This is a genomic window from Streptomyces sp. NPDC044571 (genome assembly GCF_040647115.1).
Classification (GTDB): Bacteria; Actinomycetota; Actinomycetes; order Streptomycetales; family Streptomycetaceae; genus Streptomyces.
In genome coordinates this window covers 24,988-51,139 of sequence record NZ_JBEZBN010000013.1, presented here as the reverse complement: position 1 = coordinate 51,139, position 26,152 = coordinate 24,988, and the positions used below count along the sequence as shown (strand labels likewise).

The following is a 26,152-nucleotide window of genomic DNA, read 5'->3' as shown; positions in this document are numbered from 1 at the left end:
GGCGGACACCGCCCGTACTACGGGTCATCCCCGGGTCGGTCTCAGGGGAGGCTCAGGGATCGGACGCGGGCGGAACCGGAACCCCCTCGATATCCTCTTAACCCTTACTCGGACGAAAACCGTCCGTCCGGCAAGGGGCAGAGCAATGATCGAGGCAGTCGGCCTGACCAAGCGCTTCGGCGCCAAGACCGCCGTCGACCAGCTGTCCTTCCAGGTCAGGCCAGGTCATGTCACCGGCTTCCTGGGACCCAACGGCTCCGGCAAGTCCACCACCATGCGCATGATCCTCGGTCTGGACCGGCCCACCTCCGGCCGGGTCACGATCAACGGCCTCCCCTTCCGGGAGCTGCCGAACGCCCAGCGGCACGTCGGCGCCCTGCTCGACGCCAAGGCCGTGCACGGCGGCCGGCGGGCGCGCACCCACCTGCTCTCGGTGGCCCAGCTCTCCGGCATCCCGGAGAAGCGGGTGGACGAGGTCCTCGCCGTGGTCGGTCTCCAGCACGTCGCACGCCAGCGTACGAAGGGCTTCTCGCTCGGCATGGGCCAGCGGCTCGGCATCGCCACGGCCCTGCTGGGCGACCCCCAGGTGCTCCTGTTCGACGAGCCGGTCAACGGGCTGGACCCCGAGGGCATCCTCTGGGTCCGCAACCTCATGCGGCAGCTCGCCGCCGAGGGCCGGACCGTCTTCGTCTCCTCGCACCTGATGAGCGAGATGGCGCTGACCGCCGACCACCTCATCGTGATCGGCCGGGGCCGGCTCCTGGCCGACATGGGCACCCAGGAGTTCATCACGCACAACTCGGCCGGATTCGCACGGGTGCGGGCGGCCGACACCGATCGGGATGGCCGGGACACGCTGGCGACGGCCCTGACCGAGGCGGGCGGCCGGGTGCTCCAGGAGACCGACGGAGCACTGCGCGTGACCGGCCTGGAGCTGCCCCGCATCTCCGACCTCGCCCACGGGGCCGGCGTACGGCTGTGGGAACTGTCCCCCCACCGGGCCTCGCTGGAGGAGGCCTACATGCGGATGACCCAGTCCTCCGTCGAGTACACCTCCACCGAGGACCCGCGGGCCGAACTGTGGGAGCCCGAGCCGCTGAGCGTCCCGGAGTGGGAGGAGGAGGCGCCCGCGCCGCAGATCCCGCAGGAAGGGTTCTTCGCTCCCCCGCCGCCCGGAGCCGGCGGCCGGCCCTTCCTGATGCCCGGCAGTGCAGCCGACCTCGCCGAAGCCGCCCGGAACACCACCGCAGACACCCGCAAGGACACCCGATGACCGGCCACCCGATGACTGGCCACCCGACGCCCGGCCACCCGACGCCCGGCCGCCCGACGCCCGTGACCGCGGCCGAGCCCTACAGCTCGCCGCTTCCGACGCCGCGCCCGCATCTGGGGCACGCGCTCGCCTCGGAGTGGACGAAGCTGATCTCGGTGCGCTCCACGGTGTGGACGCTCGGCTCGCTGGTGCTGCTCGTGGTCGGCGTCGGCCTGCTCGCCATCTCGCAGACCCGCGACGAGAACTACAACGAGATGCCGTTCACCACGCCGGCCGTCTTCGGGCTGCTGATCGGGCAGCTCTCGGTGATGGTGCTCGGGGTGCTGACGATCACCTCCGAGCACGGGACCGGGCTGGTCCGCACCACCTTCACCGCGGCCCCGGACCGCTACCGCGTGCTGACGGCGAAATACCTCGTCTCGGCCCTCGCCTGCTTCACCGCCACCGCCGGGTCCGTCTTCGTGGTCGGCGTCGCCGCGGCCATCGCGCACGGCGGCCCCGCCGCGGGGGCGCACTCCGGCCACGAGTGGGTCTCCGGGCTCGCGGGCTGCGTCTACGTGACGCTGCTGGGCGTGCTCGCCCTGGCCGTCGGGGCGCTCGTACGGCACTCGGCCGGGGCCATCGCCGTCATGATCGGCGTCGTCACCCTGCCGCCGGTGGTCGGCGGAATACTGAGCGCCTGGCAGGCCACCGCCTCGCTCGGGACGGCGGTCCTGCAGCACAACGCCCCGGTGGCGCTGATGCAGCTGTTCGGCATGGCGAACGGCGGTGGCCCCGACACCGAGTCGCTGCCCGGCACTCTGTCCCAGATGCTGCTGATCACGGTGGTGACGGGAGCCGCGGTGGCGGCGTCGTACGTGGTGGTCGGCCGCCGGGACGTCTAGGGGGTGGCTCGCCGACCGGGCCGGGCTCGCGGCGCCCGGCACCGCGTCTCGGCGCGCCGTCCCCGTCAGTACCGCGGGGCGTTACGGGACCGCTGCACCCGCGAGGTGCGGCGGTCCTTCGCGTTCCAGCAGGCCTTGTGCCAGTGACGGCGGTCGTCGACGCCGCCGTACTCCGGCCACGCCACCAGGTGCGGGGTGCCCGAGGGGATCTCCTGGTCACAGCCCGGGCAGCGGTAGCGCTTGCCCGCCGCGCTCGCGCCCGCGACGTGCCGGACCTTCCATTCCTCGCCCTGGTACTCCTCGGTCCGTTCCAGCCCGAACCGGTCCAGGCCGCCCGCGCCCGGGTCCGGTCGGTCGGCTGGATTCCCGCCGCCCCTGGGGCGGTTGTGGCGCGGTGACACGTATACCTCACGAATGGGCGGACGGAAGTGACTTTCTCCCAGACTACGCGCAGCGAGGACGGGTACCCGCAGGGTGGCTGACAGAGGCCGCCCGGAGGGCGGTGACTGGCCTGACTATCCCAATAACTTTCCTGTCAGGCCGTGCCTTTGGCACGTGTCAGACGTTGTTGCCGTCAGAAGAACCGGTCCACCTGGGGGAGGCCGCGTCAGCCACGAGGAGGCTAAGGGCGATGCGCGTAGGAGCGTTTGTACTGGCGGCCCAGTTCCCGGGTCAGGGGCAGGGGGAGGCGCTGCACCGGGCGGTGCGGACCGCCGAGGTGGCCGAGGAGGCCGGTCTCGACGCGGTCTGGCTCGCCGAGCACCACTTCGTCCCGTACGGGGTGTGCCCCTCGGCGGTGACCCTGGCGGCCCTGCTGCTGGGCCGGACCCGGCGGCTGCGGGTGGGCACGGCGGTGAGCGTACTGCCGACCGCGCATCCGGTGGCCCTCGGCGAGCAGGCGGCGCTGCTGCACCTCACCGCGGGGGGCCGGTTCACCCTGGGGGTGGGCCGGGGCGGGCCGTGGGTGGACCTGGAGGTGTTCGGGGGCGGCCTGGACGCGTACGAGAACGGCTTCCCGGAGGCACTGGACCTGCTGCGGCGCTGGCTGGCGCAGCCGCGGGTCTCGGCTGCCGGCGAGCGGTACGGCTTCCGCGAGGTGGCTGTCGTACCGCGCCCGTCGGAGGCGCTGGACGGGGACGGATCCGGGCCGGAAGTGATCGTCGCCTGCACCTCCCCCGCGTCGGTCCGGCTGGCCGCGGAGCGCGGGCTGCCGATGCTGCTCGGGATGCACTGCGGGGACGAGGACAAGGCGGAGATGGTAGCGCTGTACCGGCGTACGGCCGCGGCGGCGGGCCACTCGCCGGACGCTCCGCACGTGTCGGCGGGCGTGTGCCAGCTGGCGGACCGGACGGTGGACGCCCGGGAAACGCTGATGAAATCGATGCCGGGCTGGCTGAAACAGGGACTGGACGCACACGTGACGGTGGACGGGCGGCTGCGCTCGATGCGGGACCCGGTGGCCTACACGGAGCTGCTGTGTGATCTGCATCCCGTGGGGACCCCGCGGCTGGCCGCGGACCGCTTGGCGGCGACGTCCGAGCGGACTGGCATCACGCGGTTCGCGCTGCTGACGGAGGGCTCGGGCGATCTCGCCGCGACGGAGGAGAACGTACGGCGCCTCGGCGCCGAGGTCCTGCCCCGCCTCGGCTGAGAGCCGGCCGGAACTGCTGCCGCTCCGGTATCAGTGCACCTCCCGCGATGGATACGGAGCGGCAGCGGAGTACGGGGATTGCGGGTGGAGCGGATGACGCGGTGGCGCGGGTGGCCTGGTCGGACCGCGCTGTGCCGGTCCGGCTCGGCCCTGCTGGTGCGGGCTTCTCCTGCTGGTCCTACTGGTACGGCTGGTCCGGCTGGTGGTGCGTCCGGTCCTAGCAGTCCCGCAGTTCCGGCGACTGGTTGAGCAGCTGGCCGCGGATCGACGTGAACTTGGCCAGCCTGTCGTCCACCGAAGCATCCAGCGGGAAGACGGCCACACGGTGACAGTTCTGGAAGGCCAGCCGGACCCCGAAGTGCCGCTGCAGCGCACCACGTATCGCGTCACTCGCGAGGGCGCGCAGCAGCTGCCCGCGCGCCTGCTCGTCGGGCGGCGGCGTCTGGTTGTCGGCGAACTCTCCACCGTCGACCTTCAGCTGGGCCACCAGCGAGCTGATCATCTCCCAGGCATAGGGCAGGGAGGTCCGGACGCAGTCGACGAAAGCGGCTTCGTCGACCTCGCCTCGCTCGGCCTGTTCGAGTAGGGCCGGTGAGACGTCGAGCGACATGGGTTCTCCTCTCGCGACCCCGGCGTTTGGGTTGCCGGAGTCTTACGGGCAGGGAAGGAGGCCGCGACGCAGCGTGCACGCTCGGCAACCTCCCGCTCACCACGGTAGGCGCCCCTCGGGTGCCGCACCAGGAGAATGCGCATACAACGCGCCATCGGCGAAGGGGGCTTTCGGGGGCGAATCGCGTGGAGGCGGGTCGGTCGAGTAGCGTTGCCGACCATGCGTCTCGTCATTGCCCGCTGCTCCGTCGACTACGCGGGCCGGCTCACCGCCCATCTGCCCTCGGCACCCCGTCTGATCCTCGTGAAGGCCGACGGCAGTGTCTCGATCCACGCGGACGACCGGGCGTACAAACCGCTCAACTGGATGTCGCCGCCGTGCACCCTCAAGGAGGGGAGCGGGGATGACGCCGGCGTCTGGACGGTGGTCAACAAGGCGGGCGAGAAGCTCATCATCACCATGGAGGAAGTCCTCCATGACTCCTCCCACGAGCTGGGCGTCGACCCGGGCCTGATCAAGGACGGCGTCGAGGCGCACCTGCAGGAGCTGCTGGCGGACCGGATCGACACGCTGGGCGAGGGCTACACCCTGATCCGGCGCGAGTACATGACGGCGATCGGCCCGGTGGACATCCTGTGCCGGGACGCCTCCGGCGGGACGGTGGCGGTGGAGATCAAGCGCCGCGGCGAGATCGACGGCGTCGAGCAGCTGACCCGCTACCTGGAACTGCTGAACCGGGATCCGCACCTGGCGCCGGTGCGGGGCGTGTTCGCGGCGCAGGAGATCAAGCCGCAGGCCCGTGTGCTGGCCGCTGACCGCGGGATGGACTGCGTGGTCCTGGACTACGACGCCCTGCGCGGCATCGAGGACGACAAGCTCCGCCTGTTCTGAGTCCCGGCTCGCCGGGCGGTAGGTCCGGCCGTGGCGTGGTAGTGGCACCGCGCACAACTGTCCATCGGGGCGCCTGCGTCGGCGCGACCCGGCTCGGCCGTCCGCCGTCGGCGTCGAGGCCGCCCCGGACAGGGAGCGGTCTCCGTCGGCGCCCGTTCATGCCGGCTGCGCGCGATCCGACCCGGGCCGGGCCTCATGCGCCCGGCTGCCGGCTGCGTCTCACCTCCTTGCAAGGAGGGCACGCGCATGTCCACACCACCGCAACCCCCCTCGTCCCCCGAGCCTTACCCGCGCGGGGGAGGCCAGGGGCCGCCCGGGCCGCCCGGACCCGGGGCGGACCGCAGGGACCGTACGCGCCGCCGCCCCCGGACAGCAGGGCTGGTACGCGCAGCCGCCCGCCGGACAGCAGGGCTGGTGCGCGCCGTCGTCCCGGAAGACCAACCGGCTGGCCATCGTGGCGTTCCGGCCGGAGCGCGACAGCAGCGGCAAGGTCACCGCCCCGGGCTCCACCGACGTGTCGGACGTCCGCGTGGGGGGCTGCTTCAACACGGACGACGATCTGGCGGATTACAAGAACCCGAACGGCGCCCAGGCCGCCTTGACGGTGCGCGTCGTGCCGTGCGACCAGTCCCACAAGGCCGAGGTGTACGGCGTCTTCGACCTGGACGACAGGCCGTACCCGGGCAAGGAGGCGGTCTTCGCGGCCGCCGAGAAGAAGTGCGGCGGCACGGCGCTCACCGACTACGTGGGCGAGGCCGCGAAGCTCCCGGAATCGCTGGGGTCCTCCTATTACACCGCGGACTCCAACAGCTGGGACGCCGGCGACCGCGAGGTGACCTGCTTCGTCGCCGACAGCGGCGGCCCGAGCACCGGTTCGGTCCGCGTCCCCGGCTCCTGAGCCGCCGCCGGGGAGGGGGGCGGGAGGCGGCTTCCACCGGCCCGGGGGGCGGGCCCTCAGGTACTCGACGGGCTGCCGACGGGGCCGGTCGTGGGGGGCGGCGTGGTCGGGGGAGCCTGGGTCGTCGGGTCCGTGGACGGCGTCGGCTTGGGGTCCGGGCTCGGCGGATTCGACGTGGGCCTCGACCCCGTGGTCGAGGGTGTGCGGGACGGGGGCGTCGGCCCCGTGGCCGGCTTGCGCGACGGGGTGCGGGGCGACTGGTTCGGGTCCGGGCTGAGGCCCGGTTCCGGGGAGGCCGGCTCGGAGGCGTCCCCGGCCGGTGCCCCAGGATCCGGTGCAGGAACGTTCCCGCCACTCTCCGGTGTCCCCGGCAGGGACGACGCAGGGGTCGAGGAGACCGCCGGGCCACCGCCTGTCGGCGCCTCGGAGTCCGACGAGGACATGGCGAGGCTCACCACCGTGCCCAGCACCGCCACGGTCAGCGCCCCCGCCGCCGCCAGCAGCACCGGCTTGCGGCGCGACTCCCGGGCCGGCGGCTCGGGCCTGGCGATCGGGGCGGGCGCCGGCTTCGGGTTGAGGGGGAAGGCCTCCTCGAACACCTCGGACAGCGTCGACGGCTCCGCCCGCTTGATCACCGGCACCACCGGCGCCACGCGCGCGGTCACCGGCAGGGCCGCCGTCACGGCCTCCGAAGACCGCGCCGCCGGCGAAGCCGCCGCAGCCGCAGGCGGCTCCAGGCGCAGCGGCGGCGACACCTGGACGCCCGCCGCCTCCCGGTCCGCGACGAGCGCCAGCGCCCGCCGCCCCGCGACCGTGCCCCGCTTGTCCGCGAGTGCGCCCCGCAGCCCGATCGACGCCTCCAGCTCGGCGCGCGCCCGGTCCAGCCGGCCCTCACACAGCGCGAGCACCCCGAGCTCGTGGTGGAAGTACGCCTGCTCCGCGACCTCTCCCGCCTTGCGCGCGGCCTCCGCGCCCGAGCGGAGCACCCGCTCCCACGCCTCCCAGTGCCGGGAGGCCGCGAAGGCCGGCGCCGCCGTACGGGCCAGCAGCACCGCGGCCACCACATCCGCTCCGGCGAGGGCCGCGACCACCGCGTCGGCCTCCGCCGCGACGCGCTCAGGGGCCACCGAGGCGTGCCCGGTCCACCAGGCGTAGTGGCGGGCCGCCGTACGGGCCTCTTCCGCCGCGGTGTCCCCGTAGCCGGCCTCCTCCAGCTGCCGGGCCACCCCGGCGGCGAGCCGGTACCGGGTGCCGACCGGGGTCACCAGCCCGCCGGCCAGGAGTTCGGCGACGGCCGCGTCCGCGTGGGTGTCCCCCACCAGTGCGGGCAGGTGGGCGTGGTGCGGCAGTTCACCGCCGAGCGCGCACGCGATCCGCAGCGCCGCCCGGGCCGATTCGCTGGCCCGCGAGGCCAGCAGCTCGGCGGGGGCCGCGCCCTCGGCCAGCGTCGGCAGCGGCACCTGGGCGGCGTCGCGCGGCCGTTCCTCGAAGACTCCGGGCTCCTCGTCGTCGTCCTCGGCCGAGAGCCGGTTCAGCTCGTCGCGCTGCCGCAGCAGCGCGGCCGCCTGCACGAAGCGCAGCGGCAGCCCTTCGGAGGCGAAGCGCAGGTCGGCCGCCCAGGCGGTCTCCTCGTCGGTCAGCGCCCGGCCGAGCCCGGCTTCGAGCAGGTGCAGGCACTCGGTGCGGCCCAGGCCGCCGAGGAAGACCTCTTCCAGGTGGGAGTCGTCGGAGGGGGCCCGGGTATCGGGCGTGGCGGCCAGCAGGTAGGCGCATTCGGGGGTGGCGCGCAGCAGCTCGTCGAGGGCGCTCCCGCCCATCTCCAGGTCGTCGAGGAGCACGATGGCGCCGATGTCCCGTACGCGGGCGAGGAGTTCGGTCCGCTCCGGCCGTTCCAGGGAGGCCTCGAACACGGCCGCGTGCAGCGCGTGGAGCAGCTCACCCGGCTGCTGGTGCCCGTGGCCGCTGAGGCGTACGACCCCGTCGGGCGCCATGCCCGCGCAGTCGGAGGCGACCGCGTCGAGCAGGGCGGTGCGGCCGGATCCGGCGGGACCGGTCAGCCGTACGGAACGACCCCGGCCCAGCAGCCGTACAAGCCGCTCCCGTTCCTCCTCGCGCCCCAGCAGCGGGGCGGCCGGGACGACAGCTCCGGGCAGGGCGGGCGGACGGGCGGCGGCGTCCTGGGCGGTTCGGGAGGCCGCGTCGCGCTTGGGCGGGCGGCCGCCGCCGGTGCCGGGGCGGCGCGGCTCGATCTCGCTGCCGTCGACGGGATTGACCGTGAGGGTGAAGTCCCCGGCGGTGAGGGTGACGACCCGCGCCGCGGGTGTCGGCGAAGAAGCGGAGGACGCCGCAGGCGTCGGCGGTACGGGTCCTTCCGCCGCCCCGGATGCTCCCGTGGAAGGCTCCTGCGGATGGGCCTGCCCCTGTGTACGGTCCATGACCAAGTCCCCCGATCGCGCCCTGCGCCTCGCCGTCTTGCCGCCCGGCCTTCGCACATGCCGCTGTCGCTACTGGTCCGGTTTCCGCCCGAACCCTAGACGGTGGCCGGTCCTACGGGGAACCGCAGGGGTGCCATCACCACCGGACCGTTACGTTTCCGCAGGAAACGCAAACGGAATCCGGCCTCAGACCCGCGGGAGGGATTCCGCTTCCAGGCCGCCCTCGATCGCGAGGATCCGGTGCAGCCGGGTCGCGACGAGGAGCCGCTGCATCTGTGGCGGCACCCCGCGCAGGACGAGGCGCCGCCCCGTCCGGCCGGCCCTCCGATGGGCGCCCATGATCACGCCGAGGCCGGTCGCGTCCCAGGAGTCGAGCCCGGTGAGGTCGAGGACGAGGTCGCCGTGGCCGTCGTCGAGGGCGGCATGGAGGGCCGTACGGGCGTCCGCCGCGCTGCGCACGTCGAGGCGGCCCCCGACAGCGAGTTCGGCGTGGTCGCCCCTGATGTGCATGTGTGCTCCCGGCAGTCCTGCGTACGTATGGTCCGACTGGTCCGTGGTCGACAACTCTCACTGCAACTGACTGCCACGCGGGCAGGGAAGTTGCCGACCGTGAGCGAACCGATACCTAATTCACCCGTGCGGGTGCTGGCATTCGAACAAGGGCGCTCGATCGCTCAGTGCTTGTAGAAGCCCTGCCCGGTCTTGCGGCCGAAATCACCCGCGTCCACCATGCGGCGCATCAGCTCCGGCGGCGCGAACTTCTCGTCCTGGGACTCGGTGTAGATGTTGCTGGTCGCGTGGAGCAGGATGTCCACGCCGGTGAGGTCGGCGGTGGCCAGCGGGCCCATCGCGTGACCGAAGCCCAGCTTGCACGCGATGTCGATGTCCTCGGCGGACGCCACGCCCGATTCGTACAGTTTCGCGGCCTCGACGACGAGCGCGGAGATCAGACGGGTCGTCACGAAGCCGGCCACGTCGCGGTTGACGACGATGCACGTCTTGCCGACCGACTCGGCGAACGCGCGGGTGGTGGCGAGGGTCTCGTCGCTGGTCTTGTAGCCGCGGACCAGCTCGCACAGCTGCATCATCGGGACGGGCGAGAAGAAGTGCGCGCCGACGACCCGCTCCGGACGCTCCGTCACCGCGGCGATCTTGGTGATCGGGATGGCGGAGGTGTTGGACGCGAGGATCGCGTCGTCCCGTACGAGCTTGTCGAGCGAGCGGAAGATCTCGTGCTTGACCTCAAGCTTCTCGAAGACGGCCTCGACGACGATGTCGGCGTCGGCGACCGCGTCGAGGTCGGTGGTCGTGCTGATGCGGGCGAGCGCGGCCTGCGCGTCCTCGGCCGTCATCTTGCCCTTGGAGACGAACTTGTCGTAGGAGGCCTTGATGCCGTCGGTACCGCGCGTCAGGGCGGCGTCGGTGACGTCGCGCAGCACGACGTCCCAACCCGCCTGAGCGGAGACCTGAGCAATCCCCGAACCCATCAGCCCTGCACCGATGACGGCGAGCTTCCCAGCCACTGCACACCCCTCGTTCTCAAACGGCCCGGTCTCGTAGCCTCTCCGGCGGAGACTAGCGCTCGCGGGCGGCGGTGTGACCGTGAAGTAACACGCGTCACGTCTCAGATGACGGACATCACACCGGTCCGGCCCACCACCCGGCTCCCGGCGCCGAGTTCACCCGCCGTCACCGACGGCCCCCGCCGAGGATCCGCTCCTCCGGCTCCTCCAGCCGATCGGCTTCCCGCGCCGCGGCCGGCGCTTGGCCCAGGTCGAGGTGCCATCCGGCCGCGGGCGACGATCGCCGCCCGGATCCGCAGCCAGAGCGCCGCGCCGCCGTCCGCCGCGCCGGGCTCCCCCCGCTCCAGCGCCTCGTGGACCGCGCGAGCCTTGGCCCACACCTCGGCGGCCTCCGCCGAGTCGCGGGGGTGGCGCGCGGCGAGGAAGGCCGCCGTCACATCGGGCCACTTCGCCGTTTCGGCCCGCTGCCAGAGGGCAATACGTCTGCCAACCGTACGTATCCCCTCTTCCGGGCCGATCCGGCCCACGGCGGGACGATGGGGCAGGGCGGCCGGGGAGCGCGTGGGGTTTTCCGGGGCGGCTCACTACGCTGGCCGCATGGTGAACCTCACACGCATCTACACCCGCACCGGCGACAAGGGCACGACCGCCCTCGGCGACATGAGCCGTACGGCCAAGACCGACCTGCGGATCTCGGCGTACGCCGACGCCAACGAGGCCAACGCGGCCATCGGCACCGCGATCGCCCTCGGCGGCCTGCCCGCGGAGGTCGTGAAGGTCCTGGTCCGGGTGCAGAACGACCTGTTCGACGTCGGCGCCGACCTGTGCACCCCGGTGGTGGAGAACCCGGAGTACCCGCCCCTGCGCGTCGAGCAGTTCTACGTGGACAAGCTGGAGGCCGACTGCGACCGCTTCAACGAGCAGTTGGAGAAGCTGCGCAGCTTCATCCTCCCCGGCGGCACCCCGGGCGCGGCCCTGCTGCACCAGGCCTGCACCGTGGTCCGTCGCGCCGAGCGCTCCACCTGGGCGGCGCTGGAGGTGCACGGCGAGACGATGAACCCGATGACCGCCACCTACCTGAACCGCCTGTCCGACCTCCTGTTCATCCTGGCCCGGACCGCGAACAAGGAGGTCGGGGACGTGCTCTGGGTCCCCGGCGGCGAGCGCTAGAGACCGCTTAGCGGGCGGGCCCGGCTCCCGCCGGGGCCTTGCGCGGCCAGATCGAGTAGGTCGCCGCGACCACGGTGTGGATGACGAACACCCGCAGGGCGGCGATCTGCCAGGCCCGCAGCCCCCCGGTGTCCGCCGCGTCGCCGACGTACCAGACCGCCGCCTGGAGCAGTCCGAGCGCGACGGCCGCTCCGGCCAGGGTCCGGACCCACAGCTTCCACTCGTGGGCGGCCCGGGCCTTGCCGTACATCGGGCCGGGCGGCTTCGGCCCCTCGCCGAACCGGTACGCGGCGTGCCGGTCGAGCCATTTCACCGTGTACGGGCCGTAGCCGACGGTGTAGCCGAGGTAGAGCGCGGCGAGGCCGTGCGTCCAGCTCGGCTCCCCGCCGTTCTTCAGGTCCAGGGTCGTGGCCACGAGCAGCGCCAGCTCCAGCAGGGGTTCGCAGAGCAGGACCGCCGCTCCCAGCTTCGGCATCCGCGCCAGGTAGCGCAGGGCCAGTCCGCCGGCCAGCAGCACCCAGAAGCCGATCTCGCAGGCGATGATCAGGGCGACGAGCACGTGGCTCCCCTTTCCGCTCGGTTCCTCGAAAAGCCCACTCCTCCCAGGGTCCCGGCCGCCGCCGTGCTCCTCTTCGTCGCGGGAGACGAAGAGCGACTGCATCCTTCGGTGTAGTCCGGGGCCCGGCTCTCCACCGCTGTGCCGAGGCCGCGTCCTTCCCGGACCGTGTTGGATGGGACCGTGACCAGGACCGCCGACCCGCACCGCGCCTTCCGGCCGCGGACCGCCTTCCGGCCGCACCCCGCCTTCCGGCCGCACCCCGCCTTCCGGCCGCACCCCGTCTTCCGGCCGCACCGCCACGACGTCCTGCTCGCCGCGCTGAGCGTCCTCGCGGGGGTGGTCCTGTGGGGGCTCGGCATCTACAGCACCGGCAACCGGCACTTCTTCCCCGCCTGGGCCGCGCTGGTCCCCCTCCTCGCCCTCGGTGCCGTCAGCCTGCTGCGCCGCACCGCCCCCCGGGTCGGGGTGGTCGTCGGCACGGTCGGGGTGATCGCCGACCAGTTCACCGTGGGGAACCTGGGCACCGTCCTGATCTTCACGGACTTGATGTACGCGGCCGTGGTCTACGGGAAACCCTCGATGGCCCGCCGGCTACCGGTCTCCACCGGCCTGGTCACCGCCGCCGTCACCATCGCCTCCGTGGCCTGGCTGCGCACCCCGCAGGCGCTGATGATCGGCGTGATCACCGGCATCGTGAGCTTCGGCCCCGCCCTGACCGGAGCCACCCTGCGCAACCACCGCGAGGCCGCGGAGGCCGCCCGGCTGCGGGCCGAGCAGACCGCGCTGCTGGCCGAGATGGACCGCCACCAGGCGGTGGTCGCCGAGCGCGCCCGGATGGCCCGCGAGCTGCACGACATGGTGGCCAACCACCTGTCCGCCATCGCGATCCACTCCACCGCCGCGCTCTCCATCGACTCCCCCGCCACCAGCCGCGAGGCCCTCGGGGTGATCCGGGAGAACAGCGTGGAGGGGCTGGCCGAAATGCGCCGGCTGATCGGGCTGCTGCGGGACGCGGGCGCCGAGCAGGAGCCGGCCGCCACGCCTTCGCTCGCCGGACTGGACGCCCTGCTGGGGCAGGCCCGTGTCAACGGCTCGGCGAGCGGGCTGGATTTCGTACTCCGTGACGAGCGGCCGCCCGGGCAGCCGGTCCCGGCTCCGGTGGAGCTGGCCGCCTACCGGATCGTGCAGGAGTCGCTGACCAACGCCCTCAAGCACGCGGCGCCGGGCACGGTCCGGGTCGGGGTGTCGCATGCGGACGGGCTGCTGACCGTACGGGTGGAGTCGCCGTACGGGGACCGGCCGGGCCCCCGCGCGCCCGGCTCGGGCGCCGGGCTGGTCGGCATGCGGGAGCGGACGGAACTGCTGGGCGGCCGGTTCGAGGCGGGCCGGGCGGGATCGGTGTGGCAGGTGCGGGCGGTCTTGCCCGCGGAGGAGAAGGCGGTGACCGGGTGACGATCCGGGTGGTGGTGGCGGAGGACCAGAGCGCGGTGCGGGCCGGGCTGGTGCTGATCCTGCGCAGCGCCGGTGACATCGAGGTGGCGGGCGAGGCCGCGGACGGGGAGGAGGCGGTGCGTCTGGCACGGGAAATGCGGCCGGATCTCGTCCTCATGGACGTGCAGATGCCGCGGCTGGACGGCGTGTCGGCGACCCGCCAGGTGGTGGCGGAGGGGCTGGCCGACGTCCTGGTGCTGACCACCTTCGACCTCGACGCGTACGTGTTCGGCGCGCTGCGGGCGGGGGCCGCGGGCTTCCTGCTGAAGAACGCGGACGCGGCCGAGCTGATCGAGGCGGTACGGACCGTCGCACGCGGCGAGGGCCTGATCGCCCCGGCGGTGACGCGGCGGCTGATCGCCGAGTTCGCGGCCCCGCAGCCGGTGCGGCCCTGCGTGCCGCCCGAGCGTGCCGCTGCGGTGGCCTCGCTGACGCGCCGGGAGCGGGAGGTGCTGGGCTGCCTGGGCGACGGACTCGCGAACGCGGAGATCGCGGTGCGGCTGGAGATGGCGGAGGCGACGGTGAAGACGCACGTCAGCCGACTGCTGGGGAAGCTGGAGCTGCGCAGCCGGGTCCAGGCGGCGGTGTTGGCAAGGGAGTTGGGGCTCCAGCAGGACTCCGGCGAGCCGGGCTGACAGGAGGTCTGGACCTCTTGACGCTTGGTCCAGACCTTTCTACGCTCGCCGCAACTGTGGTGAGCGTGCCATGACAACACGCTCACGGGCGGCGCAGGTCCCATCCCCAGTCGTAGTCGGCCCCACGGCCACGACGGACCTACGAAGGAGCACCCTTGAGCACAGCACCCCCACCCCGCTTCCGACTGATCCGACGGCTCGCCGCGACCGTGGCCGCCTTCGCCCTGCCCGTCGCGGGGCTCGTGGCCCTGGCCGCCCCCGCCGAGGCCGCCGCCTCGGCGACGGCGACGTACACGAAGGTCTCCGACTGGGGCTCCGGCTTCGAGGGCAAGTGGACGGTGAAGAACACCGGCACCACCACCCTCACCAGCTGGACCGTGGAGTGGGACTACCCCGCGGGGACGACCGTCACCTCGGCCTGGGACGCCACCGTCACCAGCTCCGGCACCCACTGGACCGGCAAGAACGTCGGGTGGAACGGCACCCTGGCCCCCGGGGCCACGGTCAGCTTCGGCTTCAACGGCGCCGGCCCGGGCGCCCCCAGCGGCTGCAAGATCAACGGCGGCTCCTGTGACGGCGGCACCACCCCCACCGACAGCCCGCCGTCGGCCCCCGGCACCCCGACCGCGAGCGGGGTCACCGACACCTCGCTGACCCTCGGCTGGACCGCCGCCACCGACGACAAGGGCATCAAGAACTACGACGTCTACCGCGGCGGCACCAAGATCGCGACCGTCACGGGCACCAGCTTCGGCGACTCCGGCCTGACCAAGGGCACCACGTACGCGTACAGCGTGACCGCCCGCGACACCGCCGGCCAGACCGGCCCGTCCTCCGGCACCCTCTCGGTCACCACGACCGGCGGCGGCACCACTCCCCCGGACCCGGGCGGCAAGGTCAAGCTCGGCTACTTCACCGAGTGGGGCGTCTACGGCCGCAACTACCACGTGAAGAACCTGGTGACCTCCGGATCCGCCGCGAAGATCACCCACATCAACTACGCCTTCGGCAACGTGCAGGGCGGCAAGTGCACCATCGGCGACTCCTACGCCGACTACGACAAGGCCTACACCGCCGACCAGGCCGTCGACGGCGTCGCCGACACCTGGGACCAGCCGCTGCGCGGCAACTTCAACCAGCTGCGCAAGCTCAAGGCCAAGTACCCGGGCATCAAGGTGCTGTGGTCCTTCGGCGGCTGGACCTGGTCCGGGGGCTTCGGCCAGGCCGCGGCGAACCCGGCCGCCTTCGCCGACTCCTGCTACAGCCTGGTCGAGGACCCGCGCTGGGCGGACGTCTTCGACGGCATCGACATCGACTGGGAGTACCCGAACGCCTGCGGGCTGTCATGCGACACCAGCGGCGCCGCCTCCCTGAAGAACGTGCTCTCCGCCCTGCGCGCCAAGTTCGGCGGCAGCAACCTGGTCACCGCCGCGATCTCCGCGGACGGCTCCAACGGCGGCAAGCTCGACCTGGCCGACTACGCGGGCGCCGCGCAGTACGTCGACTTCTACAACGTCATGACCTACGACTTCTTCGGCGCGTGGGACGCCAAGGGCCCGACCGCCCCCCACTCCCCGCTCACCTCCTACGCCGGCATCCCGATCGCCGGGTTCAACTCCGAGGCCGCCATCACGAAGCTCAAGGGCAAGGGCATCGCCGGCGCCAAGCTCAACCTCGGCATCGGCTTCTACGGCCGCGGCTGGACCGGCGTGACCCAGGACGCCCCCGGCGGCGCCGCCACCGGGCCCGCCGCGGGCACGTACGAGCAGGGCATCGAGGACTACAAGGTGCTCAAGGGCAGCTGCCCCGCCACCGGGACCGTCGCCGGCACGGCCTACGCCAAGTGCGGCAGCAACTGGTGGAGCTACGACACCCCCGCCACCATCGCCGGGAAGATGACCTGGGCCAGGCAGCAGGGCCTCAAGGGCGCCTTCTTCTGGGAATTCAGCGGCGACACCGCGAACGGCGAGCTCGCCAACGCGATCCACACCGGACTGCAGTGAACCCCACACCGCCCCGGTGACATGACGAAGCCGGGGAGACGGGTCCGCCCCCGTCTCCCCGGCTTCTTCGCGTACCGAAGGCGGTGTCCGCGCCTACGCGACGTTCACCCTCTGCCCCGGAGGCGCCGCCTCCAGCCAGGCCAGGAAACCGGTCAGCGCGTCCTCGCTCATCGCCAGCTCCAGCCGGGTCCCCCGGTGGAGACAGCCGAGCACGACGGCGTCGGACAGCAGCGCCAGCTCCTCCTCGCCCTCGGGGGCGCGGCGGGCGATCACCTCGATGGAGGCCCGCTCCAGCAGCCGGCGCGGCCGGGGCGAGTACGAAAAGACGCGGAACCAGTCGATCCGGTCACCGCTGTAGCGGGCCACCCCGTACACCCAGCCCTTGCCGGAGACGTCGGGCTCCTCGGAGACGCCCCAGCGCAGACTGCAGTCGAAGGTGCCGCCGGAACGCTGGATGAGTCTGCGGCGCAAGCCGAACACAAACAGCCCGATCACCACCAGGGCTACGACCAGGCCGCTCACAAGCAGAGCGAGGAGCATCTTTCACCGACCTCCTCGCTCATCGACATACCGCACACGAAAAAGCACCTGCATCGCCTCAGCCGCGACCCGGTCTGGAAAATTCCAGAACCGGACCGCGGCTGAGGTCTCACACCTGTTCGGTTACGGGGCTCAGTGCCCCGTGACCGCGCGCAGCCGGACATCGGCGCGACGCTCGGCGGCCGCATCGGCCTCCGACTTCGCGCGCTCCAGTGCCCGCTCCGCCCGCTGGACGTCAATCTCGTCGGCGAGCTCGGCGATCTCGGCCAGCAGGGACAGCTTGTTGTCCGCGAACGAGATGAATCCGCCGTGCACCGCGGCGACGACAGTGTCGCCCTCGCTGGTACGGATGGTCACCGGGCCCGATTCCAGCACACCGAGAAGCGGCTGGTGACCGGGCATGACGCCGATGTCGCCGGACGTGGTGCGGGCGACAACAAGGGTGGCCTCGCCGGACCAGACATTGCGGTCCGCCGCGACCAGCTCGACGTGCAGCTCAGCAGCCAAGGTGGCTCCTCGGGTCACCACCCGGCGGGTCAGCCGGGTGTTGGGTCAAATTCTAATGGGCGTGGGGAGAGGGACGGGACACACCCGCCCCTCTCCGGAGAAACCTGCGACCGGATGCGCTCCCGGAGGAGCGCGCCGGATCAGGAGACGCCCAGCTCCTTGGCGTTGGCCTTCAGGTCCTCGATGCCACCGCACATGAAGAACGCCTGCTCGGGGAAGTGGTCGTACTCACCGTCGCAGATCGCGTTGAACGCGGTGATCGACTCGTCGAGCGGAACGTCCGAACCGTCCACGCCGGTGAACTGCTTGGCGACGTGGGTGTTCTGCGACAGGAAGCGCTCGACGCGACGGGCACGGTGGACAACGAGCTTGTCCTCCTCGCCCAGCTCGTCGATACCGAGGATCGCGATGATGTCCTGGAGGTCCTTGTACTTCTGGAGGATCCCCTTGACGCGCATGGCGGTCGCGTAGTGGTCCGCCGCGATGTACCGCGGGTCGAGGATGCGGGACGTCGAGTCCAGCGGGTCCACGGCCGGGTAGATGCCCTTCTCGGAGATCGGACGGGAGAGAACCGTCGTCGCGTCGAGGTGGGCGAAGGTGGTCGCCGGCGCCGGGTCGGTCAGGTCGTCCGCGGGGACGTAGATCGCCTGCATCGAGGTGATCGAGTGACCACGGGTGGAGGTGATGCGCTCCTGGAGGAGGCCCATCTCGTCGGCCAGGTTCGGCTGGTAACCCACCGCGGAGGGCATACGGCCGAGCAGGGTCGACACCTCGGAACCCGCCTGGGTGTACCGGAAGATGTTGTCGATGAAGAAGAGCACGTCCTGCTTCTGCACATCGCGGAAGTACTCCGCCATGGTCAGACCGGCGAGGGCGACGCGCAGACGGGTGCCCGGGGGCTCGTCCATCTGGCCGAAGACGAGGGCCGTCTTGTCGATGACGCCCGAGTCGTGCATTTCCTCGATGAGGTCGTTGCCCTCACGGGTACGCTCACCGACGCCCGCGAAGACCGACACACCGTCGTGGTTGTTGGCGACGCGGTAGATCATTTCCTGGATCAGAACGGTCTTGCCGACACCGGCACCACCGAACAGACCGATCTTTCCACCCTTGACGTACGGGGTGAGGAGGTCGATGACCTTGACGCCGGTCTCGAACATCTCGGTCTTCGACTCAAGCTCGTCGAAGTTCGGGGCCTTGCGGTGGATCGGCCAGCGCTCGGTCACCTCGGCGTTGGCCTCGGGGACGTTGAGCACCTCACCCAGGGTGTTGAACACCTTGCCCTTGGTGAAGTCACCGACGGGGACGGTGATGCCGTCGCCCGTGTCGGTCACCGGGGCCTGGCGGACCAGACCGTCGGTCGGCTGCATCGAGATGGTACGGACGAGGCCGTCACCCAGGTGCTGCGCGACCTCAAGGGTCAGGGTCTTGAGCTTGCCGTCCTCGGCCGGGTCGGCGACCTGGACCTTGAGGGCGTTGTAGATCTCGGGCATCGCGTCGACGGGGAACTCCACGTCGACGACCGGGCCGATGACCCGGGCGACGCGGCCCGTGGCGGCGGCCGTCTCAACAGTGGTCGTCATTACTTGTCACTCCCCGCGGTCGCGTCGGCCATGGCGCTCGCGCCACCGACGATCTCGCTGATTTCCTGGGTGATTTCGGCCTGGCGGGCCGCGTTGGCAAGCCGGGAGAGGCTCTTGATGAGGTCCCCGGCGTTGTCGGTCGCCGACTTCATCGCGCGGCGGCGGGCGGCGTGCTCGGAGGCAGCCGACTGCAGCAGTGCGTTGTAGATGCGGCTCTCGACGTAGCGCGGCAGCAGGGCGTCGAGGACGTCCTCCGCCGACGGCTCGAAGTCGAACAGCGGAAGGATCTCGCCCTTCGTACCGCTCTCCTCCGCAGCCTGGTCGAGGCTGAGCGGCAGCATCCGGTTGTCGACCGCGTTCTGCGTCATCATCGACACGAATTCCGTGTAGACGATGTGCAGCTCGTCGATGCCGCCCTCGGCGGTGTCCGCCTGGATGGCCTCGATCAGCGGCCCCGCGACGCGCTTGGCGTCGGCGTACTCCGGCCTGTCGGTGAAGCCGGTCCACGAGTCCGCGATCTTGCGCTCGCGGAACCCGTAGTACGCGACACCCTTGCGGCCGACGATGTAGGCGTCGACCTCCTTGCCCTCAGCGCGCAGCCGCTCGGTGAGCCGGTCGGCCTGCTTGATGGCGTTCGAGGAGTAGCCGCCGGCCAGACCGCGGTCGCTCGTGATGAGCAGGACCGCGGCGCGGGTCGGCGACTCGACCTCGGTGGTCAGGGCGTGCTTGGCGTTCGAACCGGTCGCCACCGCGGTCACCGCACGGGTGAGCTCGGTCGCGTACGGCATCGATGCCGCCACCTTGCGCTGCGCCTTGACGATGCGCGAGGCGGAGATCATCTCCATCGCCTTGGTGATCTTCTTGGTCGCCGTGATGGCACGGATGCGACGCTTGTAGACCCGGAGCTGCGCTCCCATGAGTCAGGTCCCTTCCGTCGTCACTTGGAGACGTTGACGGCCGGTGCGTCCTCGCCCAGGAGCTTGCCGTCCGAGGTCTCGAACTGGCGCTTGAAGCCGGCGATGGCGTCAGCGATCGACGTCAGGGTGTCGTCCGACATCTTGCCGCCCTCGGCGATGGAGGTGAGGAGGTCCTTGCGCTCACGGCGCAGGTACTCCAGCAGCTCCGACTCGAAGCGACGGATGTCGCCCACCGGGACGTCGTCCATCTTGCCGGTGGTGCCGGCCCAGACGGAGACGACCTGCTCCTCGACGGGCATCGGCTGGTACTGGCCCTGCTTCAGCAGCTCGACCATGCGCTTGCCGCGCTCCAGCGAGGCCTTCGACGCGGCGTCCAGGTCGGAACCGAAGGCGGCGAACGCCTCCAGCTCGCGGTACTGGGCCAGGTCCACGCGCAGACGGCCGGAAACCTGCTTCATGGCCTTGTGCTGCGCGGAACCACCGACGCGGGAGACCGAGATACCGACGTTCAGCGCCGGGCGCTGGCCCGCGTTGAACAGGTCGGACTCCAGGAAGCACTGGCCGTCGGTGATGGAGATGACGTTGGTCGGGATGAACGCCGAGACGTCGTTGGCCTTGGTCTCGACGATCGGCAGACCGGTCATCGAACCGGCGCCCATGTCGTCGGAGAGCTTGGCGCAACGCTCCAGCAGACGCGAGTGCAGGTAGAAGACGTCACCCGGGTAGGCCTCACGGCCCGGCGGGCGGCGCAGCAGCAGCGACACGGCGCGGTAGGCGTCGGCCTGCTTCGACAGGTCGTCGAAGATGATGAGGACGTGCTTGCCGGCGTACATCCAGTGCTGGCCGATGGCGGAACCGGTGTACGGCGCCAGGTACTTGAAGCCGGCCGGGTCGGACGCCGGGGCGGCGACGATCGTCGTGTACTCCAGCGCGCCGGCCTCTTCCAGGGCGCCGCGCACGGACGCGATGGTCGAGCCCTTCTGGCCGATGGCGACGTAGATGCAGCGGACCTGCTTGTTCACGTCGCCCGAGCGCCAGTTGTCGCGCTGGTTGATGATCGTGTCGACGGCCAGAGCGGTCTTGCCGGTCTGGCGGTCACCGATGATCAGCTGACGCTGGCCACGGCCGATCGGCACCATCGCGTCGACGGCCTTGTAGCCGGTCTGCATCGGCTCGTGCACCGACTTGCGGACCATGACGCCCGGGGCCTGCAGTTCGAGGGCGCGACGGCCCTCGGTCGCGATCTCGCCGAGGCCGTCGATCGGGTTGCCGAGCGGGTCGACAACGCGGCCGAGGTAACCCTCGCCGACACCTACGGAGAGAACCTCACCGGTGCGCTGCACCGGCTGGCCCTCTTCGATGCCGCTGAACTCGCCGAGGACGATCGCACCGATCTCGCGCTCCTCAAGGTTGAGGGCGAGACCGAGGGTGCCGTCCTCGAACTTCAGCAGCTCGTTCGCCATGGCGGAGGGCAGACCCTCCACCTTCGCGATGCCGTCGCCGGCAACGCTGACCGTTCCGACCTCCTCGCGCGAGGCCGCGTCCGGCTGGTACGACTGGACAAAGTTCTCCAGTGCGTCCCGGATCTCCTCCGGCCGGATCGTGAGCTCCGCCATCTGGGTTCCCTGCTCTCCTTGTTGGGCCTGAAGCTTCTTAGGGGTCTGGGGGCGACCCCCAGGAATCTTCTGCAAGTTCTGCACGGCCCAACCGGGCCGCTAGGAATGCGTTGTTCTTTTGGTGGCCGGTCAGCCGGCCATGCGGCGGGAGGCCTCGGAGAGGCGCTCCGCGACACTGCCGTCGATGACCTCGTCGCCGACGCGCACCACGATCCCGCCGAGGACCGAGGGGTCCACGTCCAGGTTCAGGTGCATCTGGCGGCCGTACAGCTTCGCCAGCACCGCGCCGAGACGCTGCCGCTGCACGTCGCTGAGCGGAACCGCGGTGGTCACGGTGGCGACCATGCGGTTGCGGCGCTCGGCGGCGAGCTTGGACAGGGACTCGAGCCCCGCCTCCAGGCTACGTCCACGCGGGTGCGTGACGAGACGCGTGACCAGACGCTCGGTGACCGCGTTCGCCTTGCCGCCGAGCAGGCTGCGCAGCAGCGCGCTCTTGGCGGAGGCGGTGGCCGCCCGGTCGGTCAGCGCGGAGCGCAGCCCGGTGTTCGAGGCGACGATCCGGCCGAACCGGAAGATCTCGTCCTCGACGTTGTCCAGCGCGTCACCCTGCTGGGCCGCCGTGAGGTCGGCGGTGGCCGCCAGCTCCTCCAGCGAGTCCACCAGGTCGCGGGACTGCGACCAGCGGGACCGGACCATGCCCGACAGCAGGTCGAGGGTCTCCCCGCCGACCTGGCCGGCCAGCAGCCGGCCCGCCAGCTCGGCCTTGGCCTCGCCGGACTGCGCCGGGTCGGTGAGGACCCGACGCAGCGAGACCTCACGGTCGAGCAGCGCGGTGACGGCAGCCAGCTCACCGGCGAGCTCCGCCGCGTCGACGGACGTGTTGTCCGTCAGCGCGTCGAGACGCTCACGCGCGGAGGCCAGCGCCTCGCGGCTCGCTCCGTTCATCGGGCCGCCTCGGCCTTCTCCTCAAGCTCGCTGAGGAAGCGGTCGATGGTGCGGCTCTGACGGGCGACGTCCTCAAGGGACTCACCGACGAGCTTGCCGGCCAGGTCGGTGGCGAGCTTGCCCACGTCCTGACGCAGCGCCTGAGAGGCGGCCTTGCGGTCGGCCTCGATCTGGGCGTGGCCGGCAGCGATGATCTCCTCACGCTGCCGCTGGCCCTCTGCGCGCAGTTCTTCCTTGAGCGCAGTGCCCTGCTCCAGCGCTTCCTGGCGCAGGCGCGCGGCCTCGTGCCGGGCTTCGGCGAGCTGGGCCTTGTACTGCTCCAGCACGCTCTGGGCCTCGGTCTGAGCGGCCTCAGCCTTCTCGATACCGCCCTCGATGGCCTCGCGACGCTCGTCCAGAACCTTGTTGATGTTCGGGAGGAGCTTCTTCGCGAGGAAACCGAAGACGATGACGAAGGCGATCAGACCGATGACGAGCTCGGGGATCGGCGGAATGAGGGGGTTTTCGGCCTCCTCAGCCGCGAGAACCAGGAGGTTCACATCAGTGCCTTTCGTCTAATCGGACTAGTGGTCGGCTCGTCTTAGTAGACGAACGGCATGACCAGACCGATGAGGGCGAGCGCCTCACAGAAGGCGAAGCCGAGGATCTGGTTGGCGCGGATCAGACCGGCAGCCTCGGGCTGACGGGCGAGAGCCTGCGTGCCGTTACCGAAGATGATGCCGACGCCGACGCCCGGGCCGATGGCCGCGAGGCCGTAACCGATGGAGCTGAGGGAACCGGTGACGCCTTCGGCGGCAGCAAGGATCTGGGACATGCCAGTTCTTCCTTCTCTTTCACGGACCGGTGGGGGTTGGCCACCGGACGACAAGGGGGTTTGGGGGTGGGCCGGACTCAGTGGTGCTCGGCGAGCGCGCCCTGGATGAAGCTGCAGGCCAGGAGGACGAAGACGTACGCCTGGACAGCCTGGATGAAGAGCTCGAAGGCGGTCATCACGACGACCATGATGAACGAGACGCCCGCGTAGGCGATCCCGATCCCGTTCAGCAGGTACCAGCTGGCGATGGTGAACAGCAGCAGCAGGGTGTGACCGGCGAACATGTTCGCGAAGAGTCGGACCGCGTGGGTGAAGGGGCGCACCAGGACGTTCGAGAAGAACTCGATGACCATGACGAGCGGAAGCACCGGGCCGAGCGACTTGTCGTAGCCGGTGAGGTTCTTGAAACCGCCGACGAAGCCGTGACGCTTGAACGTCACCGACATCCAGATGAAGTAGACGATCGCCGCGAGAACCGCCGGATACGCGATGATCGAGGTCACCGGGAACTGCGCCACGGGGACGATCGACCAGACGTTCAGGATCCAGACGAAGAAGAACAGCGAGACCATGAAGGGGACGTACTTCTCGCCCTCCTTCTTGCCCAGCGTCTCGTACACGATGCCGCGGCGCACGAAGTCGTAGCCGGACTCGGCGACCATCTGGAGCTTGCCCGGGACGACCTTCGGCTTGCGGAAGGCCGCCCAGAAGAAGACGACGATGATCAGCGAGCCCAGCAGGGCCAGCAGCATCGGCTTGTTGAAGTACGCGCTCGTCAGGCCCGCTTCGCCCCACAGCGGCTCGAAGAGGAACGAGTGCAGGCCCGGGCCGGGGAAGCCGCATCCGTCGAAGATGTGACAGTCGGTCTCGAAAGCGAGCACCTGCGTCGGGTCACTCACCGCGGGCTCCTTCAGCGTGGCGCATAGGTACGGCAACCTCGTTGTGTCGGCGCGGCGCACGGCCGCGGTTCGGCACTGGACTGGTGTAACGGGTTTGGGGGCGGCGGTCAGGCATCGAGCCTCGCGATGGAACAGGCGTCAGCTCAGATGCCCGCGCCCGCAATGCCGCAGTTGGCACCGGACGATAGCAGCATCTCGAACGCGCCCTTATTCCGGCCCTACCCCTCACGACTTCGGCCCCGAATTTTCGGGCTTGTCGCCCTTCGAGTCCGGTTCGACGTAGAGGATCTTGGCCTTCATATGAGCACGCGTCTGTGCGCCGATCCACACGAGGGTGGTGGCGACGAGCGTGATCGCGAAGGCCTTGGGGTGGAACAGCGTCGTGTTCTTGAACACGGCGACAAAGACGAAGAGCAGCAGGATCTGGACCGTGTAGAGCATGAGCCCCATGGCCTGGAACAAGTGCGGCAGCGATTTCGCGGTGCGTTGCAGAATGACGAATCCGGCGCCCATGAAGAGCAGCACCACCAGCGTGGCGATGACGGCGCCCAGCGCCCCCTTGCCGCCGGCCACGACAGCGCTGACGACGGCGGCAAGGCCGCCGGCAGCGGCTGTGGGCACAGCGGCGTGCAGGAGGGATCGGACGTCATCTGACCGCATGGCGGGTTGCTCCGCGTGGTGGTGGGGGCACGGGACTCGTACGGGACGAGCGTAAGCCCGGTCCGAGATCGAACCTCGGGCCAAGGGACCGTCGCACTACGGTCCTTCGGCTCTGTCGCCGGGTTTAGTGAACGGTATCACAAACTATTTGATGAGAGCTTTACCCGGCGGGTGTGCCGACTGTCACACATGAGAGCTAACCCGCCCGTGTGTGCGCGACAACCGATGGCCTTGTGTGCTAAAGGCAGCTTATGTCGGACATGTACCGGCGGCGTCAGCGCGCCGATCCGGCCTTACGCCGGTCGGGGAAGCGCGAACGGGGGCCTACCGCAGTCGCTCCGTTGACGCCGGACACACCCACCACGATCGGCCGGGCCGGCTCCGGCTCCAGCCCCGAGGCGTCCAGGGCGGCCGCCTCCGCGGCGCGCTCCGCGTGCCGGTAGCGCGGCGGAACCAGGAACTCGGCCCAGCGCGGCGCACGCGGGGTGAACCGCGGCAGGAGCAGCAGGACCAGGCCCACCGCGCTGAGCGCGACGATCACGAGCACGATCCACATCGAGGCCGAATGCACCGAGTAGGCCACCGCGCCGAAGGCGATCAGCCCCGACCAGAAGTACATGATCAGCACGGCACGGCTGTGGGAATGGCCGAGTTCCAGCAGCCGGTGGTGCAGGTGCCCGCGGTCCGCCGCGAAGGGCGACTTGCCGTTCCACGTGCGCCGGACGACGGCCAGGATCAGGTCGGTCATCGGGATCGCGATGATCGTCAGCGGCAGCAGCAGCGGGATGAAGACCGGCAGCATCGCGTGCGTGGCATTGCGCTCACCGCCCGCGAACAGGGCCATGGTGTCCGGGTCCACCTGCCCCGTGATGGAGATCGCTCCGGCGGCGAGCACCAGGCCGATGAGCATCGAGCCGGAGTCGCCCATGAAGATCCGGGCGGGGTGCATGTTGTGCGGCAGGAAGCCGAGGCACATGCCCATCAGGATGGCGGCGAAGAGGGTGGCGGGCGCGGCCGCCTCGATGCCGTAGCCGAACCAGATCCGGTACGCGTACAGGAAGAACGCCGCGGAGGCGATGCACACCATGCCGGCGGCCAGCCCGTCGAGGCCGTCCACGAAGTTCACCGCGTTGATGGTGATCACCACGAGCGCCACGGTGAGCAGGTTGCCCTGCCACTGGGTCAGCGCCACCGTCCCGATCCACGGGACGGGGATCCACAGCATGGTCAGCCCCTGCATGACCATCACGCCGGCGGCGATCATCTGCGCGCCGAGCTTGATCAGGGCGTCGATCTCGAACTTGTCGTCGAGGACGCCGATCAGCCAGATCAGGGCGGCGCCCGAGAGCAGGGCCCGGGGTTCGTTCGACAGTTCGAAGACGCCGTTGAGGTTCTGCAGGTGGTCGGCGACCAGCAGGCCCGCGCACAGCCCGCCGAACATGGCGATGCCGCCCAGCCGCGGGGTGGGTTCGCGGTGGACGTCGCGGGCTCGGATCTCCGGCATGGCGCCGGCCGCGATCGCGAACTTGCGCACGGGCCCGGTCAGCAGGTAGGTCACCGCGACCGTGACGCAAAGCGTCAGCAGATATTCACGCACGGGCTGCCCCAGATGTATCGCCGGCCATCTCAGCCCCACACATTAGCTGCG

27 protein-coding genes are annotated in these 26,152 nt (G+C 70.8%); 9 read left to right on the top strand and 18 right to left on the bottom strand.

The features are described 5' to 3' along the window. Positions 1-145 precede the first annotated feature (145 nt). Complete coding sequence (locus AB0B01_RS09605) at positions 146-1,273, top strand: ABC transporter ATP-binding protein (RefSeq protein WP_361714897.1); 1,128 nt, start codon at positions 146-148, stop codon at positions 1,271-1,273. Beyond that, a complete protein-coding gene (locus AB0B01_RS09600; RefSeq protein WP_361714894.1) occupies positions 1,270-2,157 on the top strand; it encodes an ABC transporter permease in 888 nt (295 codons plus the stop codon). The genes AB0B01_RS09605 and AB0B01_RS09600 overlap by 4 nt, the downstream gene beginning before the upstream one ends. A 65-nt stretch (positions 2,158-2,222) precedes the next feature. On the opposite strand, the gene AB0B01_RS09595 is transcribed toward AB0B01_RS09600, so the two are convergent. Then, the gene (locus AB0B01_RS09595) at positions 2,223-2,558 is read right to left on the bottom strand and encodes an ATP/GTP-binding protein (RefSeq protein WP_361714891.1); all 336 of its coding nucleotides are present in this window, start codon (positions 2,556-2,558) and stop codon (positions 2,223-2,225) included. A 230-nt stretch (positions 2,559-2,788) separates the two neighbouring features. Between AB0B01_RS09595 and AB0B01_RS09590 the strand changes: the two genes are divergently transcribed. After that, entirely contained in the window at positions 2,789-3,808 is a 1,020-nt protein-coding gene (locus AB0B01_RS09590; RefSeq protein ID WP_361714888.1) for an LLM class flavin-dependent oxidoreductase, read from the top strand. A 217-nt stretch (positions 3,809-4,025) separates the two neighbouring features. Here AB0B01_RS09590 and AB0B01_RS09585 read toward each other — a convergent pair whose 3' ends face one another. Next, on the bottom strand, positions 4,026-4,418 hold the full coding sequence (locus AB0B01_RS09585; protein WP_361714885.1) for an SCO5389 family protein: 393 nt from the start codon (positions 4,416-4,418) through the stop codon (positions 4,026-4,028). A 219-nt stretch (positions 4,419-4,637) separates the two neighbouring features. On the opposite strand from AB0B01_RS09585, the gene nucS reads away from it, so the two are divergent. Next, complete coding sequence (nucS, locus tag AB0B01_RS09580; RefSeq protein WP_361714882.1) at positions 4,638-5,309, top strand: endonuclease NucS; 672 nt, start codon at positions 4,638-4,640, stop codon at positions 5,307-5,309. Positions 5,310-5,763: 454 nt separating this feature from the next. Further along, entirely contained in the window at positions 5,764-6,207 is a 444-nt protein-coding gene (locus tag AB0B01_RS09575) for a septum formation family protein (protein WP_361714879.1), read from the top strand. 56 nt (positions 6,208-6,263) lie between these two features. Here AB0B01_RS09575 and AB0B01_RS09570 read toward each other — a convergent pair whose 3' ends face one another. The 4 genes from AB0B01_RS09570 to AB0B01_RS09555 all read right to left on the bottom strand — a co-directional run bounded on the left by AB0B01_RS09570 (position 6,264) and on the right by AB0B01_RS09555 (position 10,602). Next, complete coding sequence (locus AB0B01_RS09570; RefSeq protein ID WP_361714876.1) at positions 6,264-8,642, bottom strand: ATP-binding protein; 2,379 nt, start codon at positions 8,640-8,642, stop codon at positions 6,264-6,266. A 186-nt stretch (positions 8,643-8,828) separates the two neighbouring features. Continuing rightward, on the bottom strand, positions 8,829-9,152 hold the full coding sequence (locus AB0B01_RS09565; RefSeq protein WP_133896866.1) for an STAS domain-containing protein: 324 nt from the start codon (positions 9,150-9,152) through the stop codon (positions 8,829-8,831). A 164-nt stretch (positions 9,153-9,316) separates the two neighbouring features. Beyond that, positions 9,317-10,165, bottom strand: a complete 849-nt coding sequence (locus tag AB0B01_RS09560) for a 3-hydroxyacyl-CoA dehydrogenase family protein (protein ID WP_361714873.1) — start codon at positions 10,163-10,165, stop codon at positions 9,317-9,319. Between the two features lie 101 nt (positions 10,166-10,266). Further along, complete coding sequence (locus tag AB0B01_RS09555; RefSeq protein ID WP_361714870.1) at positions 10,267-10,602, bottom strand: hypothetical protein; 336 nt, start codon at positions 10,600-10,602, stop codon at positions 10,267-10,269. Between the two features lie 160 nt (positions 10,603-10,762). Between AB0B01_RS09555 and AB0B01_RS09550 the strand changes: the two genes are divergently transcribed. Next, a complete protein-coding gene (locus AB0B01_RS09550) occupies positions 10,763-11,335 on the top strand; it encodes a cob(I)yrinic acid a,c-diamide adenosyltransferase (protein ID WP_361714867.1) in 573 nt (190 codons plus the stop codon). Positions 11,336-11,342: 7 nt separating this feature from the next. Here the strand turns inward: AB0B01_RS09550 and AB0B01_RS09545 are convergent, their stop codons facing one another. Beyond that, on the bottom strand, positions 11,343-11,894 hold the full coding sequence (locus tag AB0B01_RS09545; protein WP_361714864.1) for a hypothetical protein: 552 nt from the start codon (positions 11,892-11,894) through the stop codon (positions 11,343-11,345). 306 nt (positions 11,895-12,200) lie between these two features. On the opposite strand from AB0B01_RS09545, the gene AB0B01_RS09540 reads away from it, so the two are divergent. From AB0B01_RS09540 to AB0B01_RS09530, 3 genes are all read left to right on the top strand, one after another. Beyond that, positions 12,201-13,346 carry a histidine kinase gene (locus tag AB0B01_RS09540; protein WP_361715070.1) on the top strand — a complete coding sequence of 382 codons (1,146 nt, stop codon included), beginning with the start codon at positions 12,201-12,203 and terminating at the stop codon, positions 13,344-13,346. Continuing rightward, the gene (locus AB0B01_RS09535; RefSeq protein ID WP_361714862.1) at positions 13,343-14,020 is read left to right on the top strand and encodes a response regulator transcription factor; all 678 of its coding nucleotides are present in this window, start codon (positions 13,343-13,345) and stop codon (positions 14,018-14,020) included. Before AB0B01_RS09540 ends, AB0B01_RS09535 begins: the two co-directional genes overlap by 4 nt. Before the next feature lie 185 nt (positions 14,021-14,205). Continuing rightward, the gene (locus AB0B01_RS09530) at positions 14,206-16,023 is read left to right on the top strand and encodes a glycoside hydrolase family 18 chitinase (protein WP_361715067.1); all 1,818 of its coding nucleotides are present in this window, start codon (positions 14,206-14,208) and stop codon (positions 16,021-16,023) included. Between the two features lie 93 nt (positions 16,024-16,116). Here the strand turns inward: AB0B01_RS09530 and AB0B01_RS09525 are convergent, their stop codons facing one another. From AB0B01_RS09525 to AB0B01_RS09475, 11 genes are all read right to left on the bottom strand, one after another. Beyond that, a complete protein-coding gene (locus AB0B01_RS09525) occupies positions 16,117-16,563 on the bottom strand; it encodes a DUF2550 domain-containing protein (protein ID WP_356849412.1) in 447 nt (148 codons plus the stop codon). A gap of 132 nt (positions 16,564-16,695) precedes the next feature. Further along, positions 16,696-17,070 (bottom strand): F0F1 ATP synthase subunit epsilon, encoded by a 375-nt coding sequence (locus AB0B01_RS09520; RefSeq protein ID WP_266573925.1) that lies wholly within the window; start codon positions 17,068-17,070, stop codon positions 16,696-16,698. A 140-nt stretch (positions 17,071-17,210) separates the two neighbouring features. Next, entirely contained in the window at positions 17,211-18,653 is a 1,443-nt protein-coding gene (atpD, locus tag AB0B01_RS09515) for a F0F1 ATP synthase subunit beta (protein WP_361714857.1), read from the bottom strand. Further along, a complete protein-coding gene (locus AB0B01_RS09510; protein ID WP_361714854.1) occupies positions 18,653-19,570 on the bottom strand; it encodes a F0F1 ATP synthase subunit gamma in 918 nt (305 codons plus the stop codon). Before AB0B01_RS09510 ends, atpD begins: the two co-directional genes overlap by 1 nt. A 20-nt stretch (positions 19,571-19,590) precedes the next feature. Continuing rightward, a complete protein-coding gene (gene atpA, locus AB0B01_RS09505; RefSeq protein ID WP_361714852.1) occupies positions 19,591-21,186 on the bottom strand; it encodes a F0F1 ATP synthase subunit alpha in 1,596 nt (531 codons plus the stop codon). Positions 21,187-21,315: 129 nt separating this feature from the next. Then, positions 21,316-22,131, bottom strand: coding sequence for a F0F1 ATP synthase subunit delta (locus AB0B01_RS09500; protein ID WP_361714849.1), 816 nt, complete (start codon positions 22,129-22,131; stop codon positions 21,316-21,318). Further along, a complete protein-coding gene (locus tag AB0B01_RS09495) occupies positions 22,128-22,670 on the bottom strand; it encodes a F0F1 ATP synthase subunit B (protein WP_361714846.1) in 543 nt (180 codons plus the stop codon). The genes AB0B01_RS09500 and AB0B01_RS09495 overlap by 4 nt, the downstream gene beginning before the upstream one ends. A 41-nt stretch (positions 22,671-22,711) precedes the next feature. After that, positions 22,712-22,945, bottom strand: a complete 234-nt coding sequence (gene atpE / locus AB0B01_RS09490; protein WP_355965164.1) for an ATP synthase F0 subunit C — start codon at positions 22,943-22,945, stop codon at positions 22,712-22,714. A 77-nt stretch (positions 22,946-23,022) separates the two neighbouring features. Next, on the bottom strand, positions 23,023-23,859 hold the full coding sequence (atpB, locus tag AB0B01_RS09485) for a F0F1 ATP synthase subunit A (RefSeq protein ID WP_361715064.1): 837 nt from the start codon (positions 23,857-23,859) through the stop codon (positions 23,023-23,025). A 210-nt stretch (positions 23,860-24,069) separates the two neighbouring features. After that, positions 24,070-24,504 carry a hypothetical protein gene (locus AB0B01_RS09480; protein ID WP_361714843.1) on the bottom strand — a complete coding sequence of 145 codons (435 nt, stop codon included), beginning with the start codon at positions 24,502-24,504 and terminating at the stop codon, positions 24,070-24,072. 274 nt (positions 24,505-24,778) lie between these two features. Then, positions 24,779-26,113 (bottom strand): MraY family glycosyltransferase, encoded by a 1,335-nt coding sequence (locus AB0B01_RS09475; protein WP_361715061.1) that lies wholly within the window; start codon positions 26,111-26,113, stop codon positions 24,779-24,781. Positions 26,114-26,152: the final 39 nt, after the last annotated feature.

Bases quoted from the DNA above. Each gene is read 5' to 3' on its own strand.
- AB0B01_RS09565 (WP_133896866.1), bottom strand. From the start codon at position 9,152: ATGCACATCAGGGGCGACCACGCCGAACTCGCTGTCGGGGGCCGCCTC.
- AB0B01_RS09550 (WP_361714867.1), top strand. From the start codon at position 10,763: ATGGTGAACCTCACACGCATCTACACCCGCACCGGCGACAAGGGCACG.
- AB0B01_RS09510 (WP_361714854.1), bottom strand. From the start codon at position 19,570: ATGGGAGCGCAGCTCCGGGTCTACAAGCGTCGCATCCGTGCCATCACG.
- AB0B01_RS09525 (WP_356849412.1), bottom strand. From the start codon at position 16,563: ATGCTCCTCGCTCTGCTTGTGAGCGGCCTGGTCGTAGCCCTGGTGGTG.
- AB0B01_RS09605 (WP_361714897.1), top strand. From the start codon at position 146: ATGATCGAGGCAGTCGGCCTGACCAAGCGCTTCGGCGCCAAGACCGCC.
- AB0B01_RS09570 (WP_361714876.1), bottom strand. From the start codon at position 8,642: ATGGACCGTACACAGGGGCAGGCCCATCCGCAGGAGCCTTCCACGGGA.
- AB0B01_RS09480 (WP_361714843.1), bottom strand. From the start codon at position 24,504: ATGCGGTCAGATGACGTCCGATCCCTCCTGCACGCCGCTGTGCCCACA.
- AB0B01_RS09500 (WP_361714849.1), bottom strand. From the start codon at position 22,131: ATGAACGGAGCGAGCCGCGAGGCGCTGGCCTCCGCGCGTGAGCGTCTC.
- nucS (WP_361714882.1), top strand. From the start codon at position 4,638: ATGCGTCTCGTCATTGCCCGCTGCTCCGTCGACTACGCGGGCCGGCTC.
- atpD (WP_361714857.1), bottom strand. From the start codon at position 18,653: ATGACGACCACTGTTGAGACGGCCGCCGCCACGGGCCGCGTCGCCCGG.
- atpA (WP_361714852.1), bottom strand. From the start codon at position 21,186: ATGGCGGAGCTCACGATCCGGCCGGAGGAGATCCGGGACGCACTGGAG.
- AB0B01_RS09600 (WP_361714894.1), top strand. From the start codon at position 1,270: ATGACCGGCCACCCGATGACTGGCCACCCGACGCCCGGCCACCCGACG.
- AB0B01_RS09585 (WP_361714885.1), bottom strand. From the start codon at position 4,418: ATGTCGCTCGACGTCTCACCGGCCCTACTCGAACAGGCCGAGCGAGGC.
- atpE (WP_355965164.1), bottom strand. From the start codon at position 22,945: ATGTCCCAGATCCTTGCTGCCGCCGAAGGCGTCACCGGTTCCCTCAGC.
- AB0B01_RS09590 (WP_361714888.1), top strand. From the start codon at position 2,789: ATGCGCGTAGGAGCGTTTGTACTGGCGGCCCAGTTCCCGGGTCAGGGG.